Raw genomic sequence first — 16601 nt, 5'->3', positions numbered from 1 at the left:
CTCGAAGCCCTCCCACGCAAAAGCGTCGCGTTCAGCACCCGATCATGAACTGGTTCTGGTACTCGAAGAAGTCGAAGATCGTGAGTTCACCGTCGCCGTCGAAGTCGGCCAGCGGATCGCCCGCCTGGAAGAGATTCGAGAAGTAGAGGAAGTCGAACAGGGTTGCTCGTCCGTCTCCGTCGAAGTCCACGGCGCAGTCGCGCGCGACGAGCACGCGAACCGTGCCCTCGACCAATTCGTCGAGCCTGGACTCACTCGTTGCCAAATCTCGTGCGATGTACACGTCGTACCGGATCGTGCGCGTTGTTGCCTCGAGCACGATCGGGCCCGAGAGCGCGTCGTTCACCGTGAAGTCGGCCGCCCAGAACGAGATGGGGTTGGTCGGGTCGGCGTAGATGCCCGCGGTAGCCGGAAAGTTGAGCTGGCCGGCGATGATCTCCTCGACGCCGCCCCCCACGAGCATCCCGGCGGTGGTCCCTGGCCCATCCATCGGCGCAACGAGCCTGAGGTTGCTGAGCGTTCCCTGTGCCCGGCCGATGTCCACGTTCACGAAGACTCCCGACATCGCGTAGTCTCGACCATCGAACCCAGCCTTCATGGTGATCGTGATCGTCTCTCCGGGCCGCGGCTCGGGATTGGACAGCTCGAACACGATTCCTACCTGTGCCGCCGCCGTCCCCGCCCCGGCCAGCAGCATCGCCGCGAACGCGCTGTTCATCATCGTTCTGCCCTCCACTCATTGCGGGCGCGTCAGCACCCGGCCATGAACTGGTTCTGATACTCGATGAAGTCGAAGATGGTCAGCTCACCGTCGCCGTCGAAGTCGGCCAGCAGATCGCCTGCCTCGAACAGGTTGAAGAAGTACAGGAAGTCGAACACCGTCGCCTGCCCGTCACCATCGAAGTCCACGGCACAATCGCGCGCGACGAGTACGCGAATGGCGCCCTCGACCAGTTCATCGAGCCTGGACTCACTGGTTGCTGAGTCTCGCGCGATGTACACGTCGTATCGAGTCGTCCGCGTCGATGCCTGGAGCACGATGGGCCCCGAGAGCACGTCGTTCACCGTAAAGTCGGCCGCCCAGAAGGGGATCGGATTCGTCGGGTCGGCGTAGATGCCCGCCGTGATCGGGAAGTTGAGCTGGCCGGCGATGATCTCCTCGACGCCGCCAGCGACCAGCGTACCGGCGCTCGTGCCCGGTCCATCCATCGGCCTGATGAGCCTGAGATTGCTCAGCGTGCCCTGGGCCCGGTCGATGGACACGTTCGTGACCACGCCCGCCATCGCGTAGTCTCGACTGCTGCTGAATCCCGCGAGCATCCTGATCTCGATGGTCTCGCCCGGCATCGGTTCCGGATCGGAAACCTCGAACACGATGCCGACCTGGCCCATCGACCCGCAGGCCGTCGCGAGCAACGCCGCCGATCCGAGCAAGACTCGCATGATTGTTCCCCCGCTTTGCTGTTCATCCACGCGGTTGCGATGAAGTCGACCGCTTTCCGCGCCCAATGTATCACAAAACGGTGCGCTCCCAACACCAAACCGCGCGAATGCGCGAAGATGGCCATCGATGGCCTCAGATGGCCACCGGTGGACAACGGCGTCGAACTATCCAACAGGCCCTGGCGAAAACTGCTCAGGAATCGCCGAAGAGCCGCCGCTCCACGCCCTCGACGAGCGCGTGCAGCACGAGCATGTGGACTTCCTGGATTCGATCGGAGGTCGGCGCCTCGACGGGCACGCCCGGCACGATCCACTCGAGCTCGCACACGCCCGCGAGCTTTCCGCCGTCGCGGCCGAGCAGCGCGATCGTCCGGAGGCCCTCTTCCCGCGCTGCCTCAACCGCTCGCACGACGTTCGCCGAGTTGCCGCTCGTGCTGAGTGCGACGAGTACGTCACCCTCGCGCCCTAACGCCCGCACGCCGCGCGCGAACACCTCGTCGTAGCCGTAGTCGTTTGCAACGCAGGTCACGTGCCCCACGTCGGTCAGGCTCACCGCCGCCAGCGGCGCCCGATCCTTGCGAAACCGCCCGGTCAGTTCTTCGCAGAAGTGCATCGCGTCGCACGCCGACCCACCGTTTCCGCAGGCGAGGACCTTGCCACCCTCGGCCAGCGACTCGGCCAGTACGTCGGCGGCCAGGTCGAGCGTCGTAATGTTTCGCCCATCGGCCAGAAACGCCTCGAGCGCCCGCTTTGCGTTCTCGAAGGCCTCGATCACGCGTTGGCCTCGGCCATCTCGGCCTCGTCCGCGCCCGCGGGCTCCGCCGCGTCGACCTCGGCCGCCTCACCGCGCTTCATGCCCGCCAGGGCGTCACGCAGCCTCGGCTTGCCCTTCCCGTGTTGCTCGGCCGGCTTCGCCGACGAATCCACCGCCGCCGCGCTGAGCCGTCCATCGGCGCCGACCTGGTCGAACCGCACGCCGACCCGCGTCGACACGCCGCGCTCCTGCATCGTCACGCCGTGCAGCCGGTCGCACATCGCCATCGTCTTCTTGTGGTGCGTGATGACGATGAAGTTGCTCTTGACGCTGAACTGCTTCACGACGCGGCTGAACCGGTCGACGTTCGCGTCGTCGAGGGCCGCATCGACCTCGTCGAGCACGCAGAAGCAACTCGGCTTGCTCTGGAAGATCGCCAGCAGCAACGCGACCGCCGTCATCGCCTTCTCGCCGCCGCTCAGCTGGCTGATCGAGCGAGGCTGCTTGCCGGGCGGCCGCGCGACGATCTCGATGCCGCTCTCGAGCAAGTCCACCTCGTCGGTCACCACCTTCTGTCCGTCGACCTCGCGCACCAGCGGCATGAGCTTGATCTCGGCCCGTCCGCCGCCGAAGAGCTGGCGGAACAGCCCGTCGTCGCCCGCAAAGCTCTCGCGCACACGCTCGAGCATGTCTCCGAAGCGATGCCGGCTGGCCTCGTTCAGCTGCTCGATCAGCGTCTCCAGGCGAATCCGTGCGTTGTCGATGTCCTCGACCTGGACCGCGAGCTGCTCGTTCTTGCCTGCGAGCTGGCCTTCCTCGTCCATGGCCGACAGGTTCACGCTGCCCAGCTTGTCGATCGACTTCTTCAGCGTCGAGATCGCCTCGCCCGACTCCCGGTCGCCCACGCCGCGCATCACGCCGTGTTCCTCGTCGTGCAGCGCCTCGCGATATCCGGGCAGCTCGGCGGGCAGATCCAGCCCATCCTCGTCCAGCGTTCGCTGCACGAGGTTCTCGAGCCGGATGTCCGCTTCTCGGCCGCGAAGCTCGAGATCGTGCCAGGCCTTGTCGATATCGCCCGCGCTCCGCCGCGCCGCGTCGAACTTCCGCTCGAGGCCCAGCGCCGCCTCCTGGGCCGCATGGAGCGTGGTCCGCTTGCCGTCGATGCCGCCGCGCAGCGTTTCCGCCCGCTCCTGCAGCGTCTCGATTTCTTCGGCCGCCTCGCGTGCCGTCTTCTGATGGGCCTGGGCCTGCTCGCTGGCCCGCTGCACGTGCGTCGCCAGGTCGCGCTGGCTCGCCCGGTGCTTGGCCGCCGCCTCGCGCACGCTCGCGGCCTCGCGCCTTGCCGCCCCGATCTGCTCGCCCAGCGTGCTCGCCGACACGCGCGCGACGGTCAACGCCTCGGCCAACGAATCCGCGTCCTTCTCGGCTTGCTCGGCGCCGGCTTCGAGCTTCTCGAGCGCGCCGCGCTCGTCCTCCAGGATGCTCGCCAGCGACGCCAGCTTGCCCTCGAGTTCAACCACCTGCCTTGCCGCAGCCTCGCCGCTCGCCGCCGCCGTCTCGCGTTCGTCCCTGGCCCGCTGTCGCTGGCGGTCGAGCCGCGCCAGCGCATCGCCCGCACGCTCGGCCTCGCCCTCGGCCTTCAGCCTCGACTGCACCAGGTCGTTCAGCGTGCGCTGCAACGCCGTCTGTCGCTCGGCGAGATCGCCCGCCTTGGCGTCCAGCGTGCGCAGCGCCGCTTGGGCGCGCTCCAACTCGGTGGTCGCCTGCGCGAGATCCGCCGTTAACTGCTCGAGCTCGGCCCGTCGCTGCAGCACGCCCACGGCCTGCCCTTCGCCGTCGCCCGCCGTCAGTGACCCGGCGCTCACCACGCCCGGATGCCGTAGCACGCTGGCGGCGGCATCGGTGATCGTTGCGCCGCGGATCGGCCCGGCGCTCAGGAGCGCCGCCGACTCGATGTCCCCCGTCCGCCAGCAATCGTGCAGCAGCACGTCGAGCAGGCCCGACACCGACGTCGGATCGACGCCGGCCTCGTGGCACGCCCGCTCGTCCACGCCCGCGACCTCTCGCAGCGGCAAGAGCCGCCCGGATGCGCGCATCGCCTCGAATGCCGCATGGTCGGGCCGCTGTGCCGTCGCGGGCACGCCGAGCCCCAGCGGCACAAAGCTGACGCGACCGGTCAGCGTCGCCAGCTCCTCGCGCCCGGGCATGGCGTCCATCGAAGGCACGACCAACGCCGACAGCAGCGAGCCCAGCGCCGCCTCCACCTGCGGCGCATGCTCGATCGGCACGCGGATCAATTCTGCCAGCGGCGCGATGACCGTCGAGAATCCCTCGCCGCTCGCGGCGCGCTCGAGCACGTCGCGCGCCGGCTGGCCCAGCCCCTCGCGCGAGGCGAGCACCTCCGCGACCGCGTGGTGCCGCGTCTCGAGCCGCAGCCGCCGCTCCTCGAGCGACTTCACTTCGCCCGACTGCTTCGCCCGGCCCTCGCCCAGCGACGACGCATCCGACTCGAGAGCCGCGGCCTCGCGGGTGCGCTCGCCGTGCGCCTGGGCGTGGCTCTCGGCATCGGCCCGCGCCGCATCGCGGCGCTGCACGACGCGGTCGGCTTCTTCATCGAGCGACGCCAGCTCCGCCTCGACCTGTCGCGCCTTCTCGGCGAGCTGATCGGCCCGGCGGCGTTCTTCCTCGATGCGGCCTTGAGCAGACAGCTGGTCACGCTCGATGCGCTCGACCTCTCGACGCTTCTCGGCGTGCGCCTGACGCTTGCTGGCGACCTCCTGCTGCGCCCGCTGGCGTGCCTGCGATGCCTGCTCCAGCACGCGCTCCGCGTCGGCAAGCTGCTCGGCCACCGCGGCGACGCGCTCGGCCGCTCGATCGGCCTGCACTTCCGCCTGCTCGGCGGCCCGCTCCGCCTCGGCCAGCCGCTGCCCGTCGGCGTCCAGGCGAGAGAGCGCCTCGCCGGCAGATCGCTCGGCCAGTTCCTTCTTGTGCCGCGCCCGCTCGACGGCCTGGTTCGCCTCGGCAAGCTCTTCCTCGGCCCGGCGCACGGCCTGAGCCGCCTCGTGCCGCTTGAGGTCCGCTTCCTGACGTTCCTTCTCGAGGGCGCTCAGCTCGGCCTCGGCGGCGTCTCGCTGGGCGCGAGCGCCCTCCATGTCCGCGTGGATGCGCTCGACCGCGGTCGTCAGCGCATCGTGCTGGCTCAATGCGCGAGACGCCCGCCAGGCGCGAAGCTCGGCGTCGAGCTCGACGAACTGCCGCGCCTTGGCCGCCTGGCCGCGCACGATCTTGAGCCGACGCTCGGTGTTTGCCAGTTGCTCGCGCGTGACCGCCAGGTTGCGCTCGGCCCGATCGAGCTTGCGGACCGATTCGACCCGCCGCTGGCGGTACCGCGCGATGCCGGCCGCTTCCTCGAAGATCGTCCGCCGCTCCTGCGGGTTGGCCAGCAGCATCGCGTCGACGCGGCCCTGCTCGATGATCGAGTAGGCGTCGGCGCCCACGCCGGTATCGAGGAACAGGTCGCGGATGTCCTTGAGCCGGCACCGCTTGCCGTTGATCAGGTACTGGCTACCGCCGTCGCGGTACAGCCGCCGCTCGACCTCAACCACGTCCGTGTCGACCGGCAGGCCGCGACGCACCGTGCGGCGGTCGGCCAGCACGCTGTTGGCGTCCGGCTCGTCGTCGATGTCGCTCGACTCGTCTTCCGTCGCGTCGATCGCGAGCGGCTGGGCCTCGGAGACCGTCGTCCTTGGCGCCTCGTCCAGCAGCGGATTCTCGAACGTGAGCGTGACGCTGGCCATGCCCGCAGGCTTGCGCGCGGCCGAGCCGGCGAAGATGACGTCGAGCATCTCCTTGCCGCGCAGGCTCTTGCTGCTCCGCTCGCCCAGCACCCACTTGAGCGCGTCGACCACGTTGCTCTTGCCGCAGCCATTGGGGCCCACGATGCCCGTCACCGGATCGTCGAAGTGGAACTCCGTCCGGTCATCGAAGGACTTGAACCCATTGAGCGTCAGCTTGGCAAGCCGCATCAGACCTCCTGTCGCCATGGTCCGCGTCGCCGCGGACCGGGCTGGCATCCTGCCGCCCGAGCCCACAGTATCGGCCCCCGACCTTCAGAGACGTGGGATTCTTCGGCCCCATTTGGGCCCACGCCGGCGGGTTATCAGCCCTCGCGCTCGACGGGCGTGTCGCCCATCGCCTCGCCCGCCTCGTCGAGGGTCGCCTCGTCCATTTCCTCGCCGCGGATCGACCGCTGGATGAACCGCTGGAGGGGGTCGCCCTCGCCCGGCGCATCGCCCTCGAGTTCGGGCCGATCGGCGATGGCGCCGCGGGTCGAGCGATCGACGTTCTCGCGGAGGATGTTCCGCTCGACCTGCCACTGCGCCTTGACCGCCCCGACCTCCTGCAGGCTCGAGACCACCGACACGATCGAGCCGAAGCCCATGCCCAGCCCGCCCATCGGGCGCTCGACGGTGGGCTTCGTGGCCAGGAACTCGATGAACTCGTGCAGGCTCGCGGGCGCGTCGGGCACCGTCACCAACCAGTCGGCCGGCATGTGGCGGTACCGCACCCGCACGTCGAAGCCGTTGGGATCGAAGTCGGGATCGTCTACTTCCGGGCGCGCGAGGATCAGGTCATCGTTGATCCGCAGCACGGCGCCGGGCTCGATCCGCAACTCGGGGCCGAACAGCACCAGCCCGGCCTGGCCCTGCTGCCGCAGGAAGATCAGCGGCTCGCCGATGGGAACGCGGTCGACCATGAAACCGCCGGGCATGACGTCGCGCCGCAGGCCCTGGGCGAGGCTGCCGCGGAAGCTGGTGCGGGCGAACTCGCTCCATTGCCTCATCACGAGCACCGGGTCCATGCCCGGCCGCAGGCTGGTTCGCTCGCGCATGGCGCGCAACTCGCGCATGCCGGCACGCCTGACCATCGCCTCGTACGCGGCCACGCGCACCGAGACGCTGCCGGAGGCCGCCAGGTCCTGGAGCGTGGCGTCGATCATCGCGCCGGTGCCGAGCTCGCCCAGCAGGCCGAGCGCCTCGATCTGCAACGCCTCGTTGTCGCCGCGCGCAATCGCGATGAGCGGGCGCTCGGCGTTGGGGTCTCCAAGCCTGGCGCCCACGCGCAGGGCCGCCATGCGCGGCGCGATCTCGGGCCAGTCGTAGAGCGACGAGACCGACGTCGCCCCGCGGACCGACACCGGGCCCAGGGCCTCGAGCGCCCAGGCGAGGCGGTCGGCCGAGCCGGGCTCTTCCTGCAGGGCGCGCACGTAGCGGCCGACGTACCGCTCCTCGCGTCCCTGGGCGTCGGGATTGATGTGGGCAACGAGCCGCAGGAACTCCTCGGGCCGGTCCTTGTAGCTCCATGGGATGCTGACGGTGACGAGCGACGTCGTCGCGTCGGACTGGCCCGTCAGCCGGCCGCTGGCGATATCGCCGCGGTCGACCGGGCTGTTGCCAAATCGGCTGTTGATGAGCGAGGCGATCGCTCTCGTGCGCCGGGGGCTGGGCACGTTGAGGCGGATGGCCAGCTCGAGCGGGTTGGTCATGGTGCCGCCGCCGATGACGCGGCCCTGGGTCGGGTTTGCGCGCGGCCCGGCGGCGAAGGGGTTCACGTACACCGGACCCTCGGCGAAGCCCACCAGCCGCGTGGCCGGACCGCCCTGCACGGTGGGGCGGCCCAGCCGCAGGTCGGTGCGCCAGAGGCTACCGCCGGTGAGTTCCTCGTTGTTCAGGGCGTAGACGAGCACGTCGAAGGTCGAGCCCTGCGGTGCGCCGGGGGCGACCAGGCCCAGCACGGCCACGACGGTGACGTCGGGCCGGCGGATGAAGCTCTCGGGGCTCTCGCCCTCGAAGGGCGTGCCCTCGAACATGTCCATGCCGCGGGCGCCCTCGCGCAACGCGAGCTGGCGGATGACGGTGGCCTCCACGGCCAGGGGCAGCGGGCCGCCTTGGCCCTTGGTGCCCACCACGATGCCCAGGCCCGAGACGAGCGTGGGCTCGACGCCGATGAGCGTGGCTGACGCGCCGACCGTGCCGCGGAGCACGCTGGGGCCGTCGAACGGCACGACCACGCCGCCGCCGGGGCTGACCACGCGGCCCTTGCTCTTGCAGCCGGAGACCGAGGCGAGCACGATCCCGAGCAGCGCCAGCGCGGTCAGGAGGCTGGCAAGGCGGGGCGAGGGCGTGCGAGTGGACATGCGGCGATCTCCGGCGTTCTCGGGCTGGGCCCAGACTCTACGAGCGCCGTGGGGGATTGCTGCACCTGGCCGGCAGCGAACTCCGAGGATAGGCTCTCTTTGTTTGGTATTCGAAAGGTAATCGTGGTCGATCGGCACCCTGACGGACCAAGACGCGCGAATTTCGCGTGAATTTCACGTTTGACACAGCATGATGTATACGCGTTTCCCAGAACCACTACCTGTTGAATAATGGCGCTTGTGTTGTCGGTTGGCTGTGTGGAGGAGGCGTAAGTGCGTTTTGGGGCGAGATTTAGCGAGATTGCAGGGTGAGCGACAGGATATCCATACTGCATCTTGTGGTCAAAAAGTCTTGCGGCTACACGTTGTAGTGGGTAGAGTGGAGACGCCGATGAACGCGTCCGGCTGGGTGGCTCGGACCTCACGCGGCGGTGGTGGGTCTCAAACAGGGAAGGAACCGCGATGCCCGTGCTGTGCGACGAACAGATCAGGGAACTGGTGCGCATCGAGCCGTTCGAACGCGGCGAGCGTCGGCCTGGTAAGATTTCGTACGGTGTCAGCAGCTACGGCTACGACGTGCGGGTGGGGCCGACCTTCAAGATCTTCACGCCCACGCCCAAGAGCGGCGGCATCACCGTGGTCGACCCCAAGCGATTCACCGACGACCTGTTCGTCGAGGTGAATTGCGACGACGTGGGCACCGACCACGTCATCATCCCGCCGAACAGCTTTGCGCTGTGCGAGACGGTCGAGTTCTTCGAGATCCCGCGCGACTGCCTGGTCATCTGCGTCGGCAAGAGCACGTACGCCCGCTGCGGCCTGATCGTGAACGTCACGCCGCTGGAGCCCGAGTGGCGCGGCAAGATCACGCTGGAGATCAGCAACACGACGCCGCTGCCGGCACGCGTGTACGCGAATGAGGGCATCGCGCAGCTCGTGTTCTTGAAGGCCGACCAGGTGTGCGCGACGAGCTACGCGGATAAGGCTGGGAAGTATCAGGATCAGTCGGGGTTGACGTTGCCGAAGGTGGACTAACCGCGGTGGTGCGCGGTAGCTGCTTCATTAGGGCGAGGTTTGAGGGGCCAGGACGGTCATGAACGCTCGCTGAAGGATCGAGGTGTGAAATGAGTGGGAACATCCGCAAGGAGGCAGATCGTTGAATAGTCGACAAAATCGCATCAGTGGAATGGGTCGCCGGATGAAGGTAATCCGGCAACGTCGTGGCATTAGCTTGGCTGATGCAGCATACACCATGGGTTGTACCACTCAGACGTTGGAGCAGATTGAGCAAGGAGCCCTTGAGGAAGGCAGCACATGGCTGGTGCAAGTTCACAAGTTCTCTGAGATGGTTGGAATCAGCCTTCCTGTGCTGCTGGAAGGCGAGTGGACGAATGCTGACGTCCGCAATCTCTTCAATCAGGCATTGCTCGATACATTTGACAATGCGTTTCGTGTCTTGAATACCTTCTCGCCCTCTCCCACAATTGCACAGTGTCAGAACGTGATGGCGGAGATCCGTCGTCGGTTCGAACTCTGGTGTGACGAGCGCGAGGCTGAATCGGTAATTGCTTGGCGGCGCGAAGACGCGTTCGCTCTCGATGACATGGAAATTGTGTCGATCTACACGAGCATCAGGCGAGATAAGCGGTAACTGCCAACGCCTTATGGCGGTGAGGTGTGTGGGTGCACAAAGAAATCCAACGACATCTTGAAATGATGGCAAACTATGTGCGCTATCGGTACGGATGTCTTTCGACGCCAACTGATCTGGAGAAGCTAGCTCAGGGGCTTGGTGTTAAAGAGATTCGACAAGACGACATGTCCGCTTGGGGCTGTGTTGAGAACGGTGAACATGGCCTCGTGATTCGACTAAGGAAAGACTCGCCACACACGAGAATGCGGTTTTCGCTTGCTCATGAAATTGGGCACGTAATGCTAGAACTTCTCGAGAAGAAGCCCAATTCACAACACTACAGGCACTTCCGGTCATACGCACAGGTCGCTAGCGGAGCAGACGAAGAGTCGATGGCAGATCAGTTGGCTGCCTACTTGCTTCTCCCCACTGACTACATGATGCGTGCTATTTCCGGAGACTGGTCGCTTGCTCGATTGTCAACGATTGCCAGGCAAGCGGGCGTGAGCTTATCTGCGTCGATGATTCGCAGCGTGGATCTCTTCGGTTATCCGATTGTGGCATTCCATGCGCGCAGGCTTCAGGGAGAGCCTTGGAAACTCAAGTGGTCGAGAACGAATCAGCCTCATGCAGCGGAAGACATCAAGTCGACGCTCGAAGACTCGTCGACGCTCGGAGCAATCTGTTCGCCTAACTTCAAGGGTGATCGTGGTGCGTTCACCTGGACATCAATTCAAACCGAGGTTCGTCGGTACCACACGGTACAGAATCTCTATGGGCTAGCGCGCATTACTGCTGCTTCGGCTCACTCAAGAACTAGTAACAACGCGACCTGGAACTGACACCATTTTTGGATGGCACTCGATGAAGATTACCCGCAAGTTTACCACCGCCGGCCAGGATCCCTTCGACAGCGTCAAGTGGACGACGCGGTCGAGCAAGATCAGCAACCCCGATGGGTCCATCGTCTTCGAGATGAACGACGCGGAGGTGCCGGCGTCGTGGAGCCAGCTTGCCACGGACATTGCCGTCAGCAAGTACTTCCGCAAGGCGGGCGTGCCGCAGATGGAGAAGGCCGGTTCGATCATCGCCGGGGGGTGGCAGGCCGCCGCCAAGCGGGCCAAGGATGGCCTCCCCTCCGGCGTGCAGAAGGACGAGGACGGCAACGTCGTGACCGGGCCGGAGCGCAGCGTGCGCCAGCTTGCGCACCGGCTGGCCGGCTGCTGGCGTCACTGGGGCGAGCAGCACAAGTACTTCGATAGTGCCGAGGATGCCCAGGCGTTCTACGACGAGCTGGTGTACATGCTCATCCACCAGATGGCGGCGCCCAACAGCCCGCAGTGGTTCAACACCGGTTTGCACTGGGCCTACGGCATCGACGGCCCGGCCCAGGGGCACTGGGTGCCCGACCCCAAGACGGGCGAGGTGAGCCTGGCCGGCGGGGCGTACGAGCACCCGCAGCCGCACGCGTGCTTCATCCAGAGCGTGAGCGACGACCTGGTGAACGACGGCGGCATCATGGACCTGTGGGTTCGCGAGGCGCGGCTGTTCAAGTATGGCAGCGGCACGGGCACCAACTTCAGCAAGCTGCGCGGCGAGGGCGAGCCCCTGAGCGGCGGTGGCAAGAGCAGCGGACTCATGAGCTGGCTGAAGATCGGCGACCGGGCCGCCAGCGCCATCAAGAGCGGCGGGACGACGCGACGCGCCGCCAAGATGGTCTGCCTCGACATGGACCACCCCGACATCGAGAGCTTCGTGAACTGGAAGGTTCGCGAGGAGATCAAGGTGGCGGCGATGGTGGAGGGGCTGCAGAAGATCGCCGGCGAGCGGGCCAGCATGCACGACCCCGAGACCGTGGGCGAGACCGCCGAGCGGCTGGGGCTGAAGCTCGACTTCGACTTCAACGGCGAGGCCTACGCCAGCGTCAGCGGCCAGAACAGCAACAACTCCGTGCGCGTGCCCGACGCGTTCTTCGAGTCGGTCGACGCGGGCAGCGTGTGGGAGACGCGCTGGCGCACGGCCGAGGGCGTGGCGCGGACGGTCGACGCGCGGAAGCTTTGGGACGATATCGCGTACGCCGCCTGGCGGTGCGCCGACCCGGGCGTGCAGTTCGACAGCACGATCAACGCGTGGCACACGTGCCCCGAGGGCGGCCGCATCAACGCGAGCAACCCTTGCTCGGAGTACATGTTCCTCGATAACACGGCGTGCAACCTGGCGTCGCTGAACCTCATGAAGTTCTACGACGGCCCGACGCGGCACTTCGACGTGCGTGCGTACGAGCACGCGATCGACGTGTGGACGATGGTGCTCGAGATCAGCGTGCTGATGGCCGCCTACCCGAGCAAGGAAGTCGCCGAACTGAGCTTCAAGTACCGCACGCTGGGGCTGGGCTACGCCAACCTGGGCGCCATGCTGATGCAGGCGGGCATTCCGTACGACAGCGAGGACGGCCGGGCCATCTGCGGCTGCCTGACGGCGATCCTGACCGGCGGCTCGTACCGCATGTCGGCGAAGATGGCCAAGGAGCACGGGCCGTTCGCCGGGTACAAGGCCGATAGCGAGAACATGCTGCGGGTCGTGCGCAACCACCGGCGCGCCGCTCACGGCGTGAAGCGTGGCGCCGCCGAGTGGGAGGGGCTGAACGCCAAGACGCGTCCGGTGCCGATCGACCAGGCCCGCTGCCGCAGCGGCGAGGTGCCCGTGGCGAACACGCCCGAGCTGCTCGACCGCGCGAAGATGGCGTGGGACCAGGCCATCCAGCTCGGCGAGAAGCACGGCTACCGCAACGCCCAGACGACGGTGATCGCGCCGACGGGCACCATCGGCCTCTTGATGGACTGCGATACGACGGGCGTGGAGCCGGACTTTGCGCTCGTGAAGTTCAAGAAGCTGGCCGGCGGCGGCTACTTCAAGATCGCCAACGCGAGCGTGAAGCCCGCGCTCAAGGCGATGGGCTACGAGGAGACCGAGCGGCAAGACATGCTGCGCTACTTGCTCGGCACGCTGCACCTCGAGGTCGAGCTGCCCGAGGGCGTGCCGGGCGCGCAGGTGGGCCAGACGCTAGCGCAGTGGCTGCGGAGCAAGGGACTGGCCGAGAACGACCTCAAGACCATCACCGAAGCGCTGCCGGGCGTGTTCGAGCTGGGATTCGCGTTCAGCGCGTGGGCGCTGGGCGACCAGGCCCTCGAGCGGGCGGGCGTCGACGCGGAGGCAGCCAAGGCCGATCCATCGTTCAACTTGCTGCGGGCGCTCGGGCTCTCTCGCGAGCAGGTCGGCGAGCTGAACCTGCTGGTGTGCGGCACGCAGACGCTCGAGGGCGCCCCGCACCTGAAGGACGAGCACCTGCCGGTGTTCGACTGCGCCAACACGTGCGGTCCCTTGAGCACGCGGTTCATCGAGCCGCAGGGCCACATCCGGATGATGGCGGCGGCCCAGCCGTTCATCAGTGGTGCGATCAGCAAGACGATCAACCTGCCCAACGACGCGAGCGTCGACGACATCAAGGACTGCTACCGCCTGAGCTGGGAGCTGGGGCTGAAGGCCAACGCGCTCTACCGCGACGGCTGCAAGCTCAGCCAGCCGCTGAGCACCAAGAGCGACGCGGCCAGTGAAGACGGCGACGAGAAGCAGGCCGAAGAGCCGGTGCTGGTGGCGGTCGACCTCGAGGACGAGGTCGAGATCGACGAGCAAGGCGAGGCCGAGGCGCTCGAAGAGGTCGAAGAGCTCACCGTGACGGCGGCCGAGCAGGCCAGCAAGGCCGATGCGGCTGCGACGGTGAAGACGGTCGAGCGGATCGTGCACCGGCCCATGCGTCGTCGTCTGCCCGACACGCGGGGGTCGATCACGCACAAGTTCAACATCGCCGGCCACGAGGGCTACCTGACGGTGGGCCTGTACGAGGACGGCATGCCGGGCGAGCTCTTCATCACCATGGCCAAGGAAGGCTCGACCATCGGCGGCCTGATGGACAGCCTGGGCACGGCGGTGAGCGTGTCCTTGCAGTACGGCGTGCCGCTGGAGAGCCTGGTCCGCAAGTTCACGCACCAGCGCTTCGAGCCGGCGGGCATGACGACCAACCGCGACATCCCGCTGGCCAAGAGCCTGGTGGACTACATCTTCCGCTGGCTGGGCATCCAGTTCATCCCGGGCTATCGCGAGGCCAACACGCCCAAGCGTGGCGGCTCGGGCGAGGCCGCGAAGACCGACGCAAGCTCAGGGACGAGTGACCGCATTCGTTCGCTCGCCGGACCCACGGAGGGGTCCGGTGGGCGGGTCGAGATCGCCGCACGCGCGACGCGTGAAGCTAATCCGGAGCGTTCGGAAGCCGCGACGGGTTCGGCCCAGGCGCACCGTGCCGCCGAGGTGGTCGTCGTCGACCGCCAGCCGGCTGTCGAGGCTTCGGCCCAGGGCCAGGCGAACGTCCAGACCAAGAGCGGCGAGGCGGCGCAGCTCTCGTCGATGCTCGAGAGCATGGCCGACGCGCCCGCGTGCGACGTGTGCGGCACGATCACCGTTCGCAACGGCACCTGCTACAAGTGCCTGAACTGCGGCAACAGCATGGGGTGCAGCTGATGACGACGCGCCGACGCGGGCGCGCGTCGGTCTGAAGAACTCCTTCTCTCCCACAGATCGTCGGGATCACGCCCGCCCCCTTCTCAACGGCGGGCACGCCACCACCCGGTCCCGATGATCGCCACCCGCCCCCGGGCCCGCCACCAGGCCCGGGGGTTTTTCGTTTGTGCTTGCATTCCAGACGCGGCTCGTTCAGCCCGGCCGATCATCGCGCTTTCGCGCGAGCACGCGGACCTCGCCGTAGGCCAGCGGATGGCTGGCGTGCTCACCCACGCGCTCGCGGACCGTGTCGAGGCCCTGGCTCGTGAGCATGGCGCCGAGCAGCTCGGGCGTAAAGGCGTGCGGGTGCATGTCGTCGATCGAGGTCCGCAGGTCGACCAGGATCCAGGCGTGGCCGCCCGGCCTGAGCACGCGTGCGATCTCGGCGACGACGCGGCCCGGGTCGGCCACGTGGTCGAGGCAGTTGTCGCACACGACCACGTCGAAGCTCGCGCTCGTCACGGGCATCTGCTCGCCCGAGGCGGCGACGGGCGTGAAGCCGAGTGGACCGGGCGGGAACAGCTCGCACGAGGCGTACCCGTCGTTGAGCGGGTCGACCGCCGCGGCGAGACGCCACCGGCCCTGGGCGACCATGGGGTGTGGACCGCCGCCGATCTCGAGCACCGCGGTGTCGAGCTGCCATGCCGCGACGTCGGGCACGCCCAGCCAGTCGGCCAGTTCCTTGCACCGGTCGGTCTGCCAGCGGGCGAAGACGGCGTGGAAGTCGCCGTACGTTGGATCGATGGCCTCGTGGGCGCCCGGCACGTTGACGGCCCGCACCCAGTACGCGAGTTCGTCGCGCAGGCGTCGTTCGATGTGCACGTCGCCGATGGCGCTGGTCAGGCTGCCGTCGAGTCCGCCGCGCCACGCGTGCCACCCACCGGCGCCGGCGATCGCATCTTCGAGTGGTACGAGCGCTGGGCGGAGCACGCGTCGGACGGAGCGCTTCCACGCCGACACGAGTGCGGCTGCCAGCCGTCCCCGCCTCGGCGGCGTCGCGATCTCGATGTCTCGGGCCGGACGAACGGGCCCCGCGGGCGCGGGCTGAGGCGGGGCAGGCGCGGTCCGTTCGGCGGTCAGGCAACCGTTCCCGGGCTCGGGTTGCGGCGCGTCGTGGGACGGCGCCGACCGGCGTTCGGCACTCGTATGCGAGGGCGAATACATCTTCCGGAGCGTACGCCCGGTGGAGCGTCATGCCTAGAATCACCGATGGTCTCCGGGGCATCCGCCACGCGAATTCTGCCCCGCACCACGGAGGGGTGGCTTGCTGATGGAATCACGACCGGCATTCGATCGCCCGATCGGCGGGCAGGGCCTGCCGCGGCAGATCGTCAGCCTCAAGCGGCAGCTCATCAAGGAAGCGTCGTACGCGACGGCCATGATCGAGCAGGCCCTGGACGCCCTCCTGCGGCTCGACCGGCCCCAGGCCAAGGCCGTCCGCAAGCAGGATGATGTCATCGATCGGCAGGAACTGGAGATCGAGGAAGCGTGCCTCGACCTGCTGCTGATGCAGCACCCGGTCGCCAGCGATTTCCGCGAGGTGTTGTTCGTGCTGCGCGTAAACACGCAGGTCGAGCGTGTGGGCGACCACGCCACCAGCATCGCCAAGTGCGCGTCGCGCATGGTCAAGGCGGGGATCGAACCGCGCTGGCCGACGTCGCTCATCGAGATGGCCCACCGCGTGCCCGCCTGCTGCCACAAGACGCTCCGGGCCGTGCTCGACGAAGACCTCGATGCCGCTCGCGAGATCATCGCCGAGGACGAGGTCATCGATGATCTCGAGAAGACGCTGTTCTCCGAGACCCTGGGCATCATCAACAACGAGCCGCAGGGCGATCTGGCGGGCCTGTACATCTTCCGTGTGGGCCGAGAACTCGAGCGGACCGCCGACGTCATGGCAGGCATCTGCCGGGACCTGATCTTCCGGGAGACCGGCGAGAACGTCCGGCACTCTTAAGAGA

At 67.4% G+C, this 16601-nt stretch carries 11 protein-coding genes; 5 read left to right on the top strand and 6 right to left on the bottom strand.

Translation table 11 applies throughout. The features are described from left to right. Positions 1–31: 31 nt before the first annotated feature. From RIA68_10315 to RIA68_10295, 5 genes are all read right to left on the bottom strand, one after another. A complete protein-coding gene (locus tag RIA68_10315; GenBank protein MEQ8317838.1) occupies positions 32–721 on the bottom strand; it encodes a GC-type dockerin domain-anchored protein in 690 nt (229 codons plus the stop codon). Positions 722–750: 29 nt separating this feature from the next. Next, complete coding sequence (locus RIA68_10310) at positions 751–1443, bottom strand: GC-type dockerin domain-anchored protein (GenBank protein MEQ8317837.1); 693 nt, start codon at positions 1441–1443, stop codon at positions 751–753. 193 nt (positions 1444–1636) lie between these two features. Further along, positions 1637–2218, bottom strand: coding sequence for an SIS domain-containing protein (locus RIA68_10305; protein MEQ8317836.1), 582 nt, complete (start codon positions 2216–2218; stop codon positions 1637–1639). Continuing rightward, positions 2215–6222 carry a chromosome segregation protein SMC gene (gene smc / locus RIA68_10300; GenBank protein ID MEQ8317835.1) on the bottom strand — a complete coding sequence of 1336 codons (4008 nt, stop codon included), beginning with the start codon at positions 6220–6222 and terminating at the stop codon, positions 2215–2217. Before smc ends, RIA68_10305 begins: the two co-directional genes overlap by 4 nt. Positions 6223–6356: 134 nt before the next feature. Next, a complete protein-coding gene (locus RIA68_10295) occupies positions 6357–8393 on the bottom strand; it encodes a flagellar basal body P-ring protein FlgI (GenBank protein ID MEQ8317834.1) in 2037 nt (678 codons plus the stop codon). Positions 8394–8855: 462 nt separating this feature from the next. On the opposite strand from RIA68_10295, the gene dcd reads away from it, so the two are divergent. The 4 genes from dcd (at position 8856) to RIA68_10275 (ending at position 14601) form a co-directional block, all read left to right on the top strand. After that, positions 8856–9428, top strand: coding sequence for a dCTP deaminase (gene dcd, locus RIA68_10290; protein MEQ8317833.1), 573 nt, complete (start codon positions 8856–8858; stop codon positions 9426–9428). Positions 9429–9549: 121 nt separating this feature from the next. Next, positions 9550–10044, top strand: coding sequence for a helix-turn-helix transcriptional regulator (locus RIA68_10285; GenBank protein ID MEQ8317832.1), 495 nt, complete (start codon positions 9550–9552; stop codon positions 10042–10044). A 32-nt stretch (positions 10045–10076) separates the two neighbouring features. Continuing rightward, a complete protein-coding gene (locus RIA68_10280; protein MEQ8317831.1) occupies positions 10077–10868 on the top strand; it encodes an ImmA/IrrE family metallo-endopeptidase in 792 nt (263 codons plus the stop codon). A gap of 22 nt (positions 10869–10890) precedes the next feature. After that, positions 10891–14601, top strand: coding sequence for an adenosylcobalamin-dependent ribonucleoside-diphosphate reductase (locus RIA68_10275; GenBank protein MEQ8317830.1), 3711 nt, complete (start codon positions 10891–10893; stop codon positions 14599–14601). 192 nt (positions 14602–14793) lie between these two features. Here RIA68_10275 and RIA68_10270 read toward each other — a convergent pair whose 3' ends face one another. Then, entirely contained in the window at positions 14794–15600 is an 807-nt protein-coding gene (locus RIA68_10270) for a class I SAM-dependent methyltransferase (GenBank protein ID MEQ8317829.1), read from the bottom strand. 310 nt (positions 15601–15910) lie between these two features. Between RIA68_10270 and phoU the strand changes: the two genes are divergently transcribed. Beyond that, positions 15911–16597: a phosphate signaling complex protein PhoU gene (gene phoU, locus RIA68_10265; GenBank protein ID MEQ8317828.1), complete on the top strand. Its 687-nt coding sequence runs from the start codon at positions 15911–15913 to the stop codon at positions 16595–16597. Positions 16598–16601: the final 4 nt, after the last annotated feature.

Source organism: Phycisphaerales bacterium (assembly GCA_040217175.1).
Lineage (GTDB): Bacteria > Planctomycetota > Phycisphaerae > Phycisphaerales > UBA1924 > JAHCJI01.
This window is presented reverse-complemented; position numbering and strand designations above follow the sequence as displayed.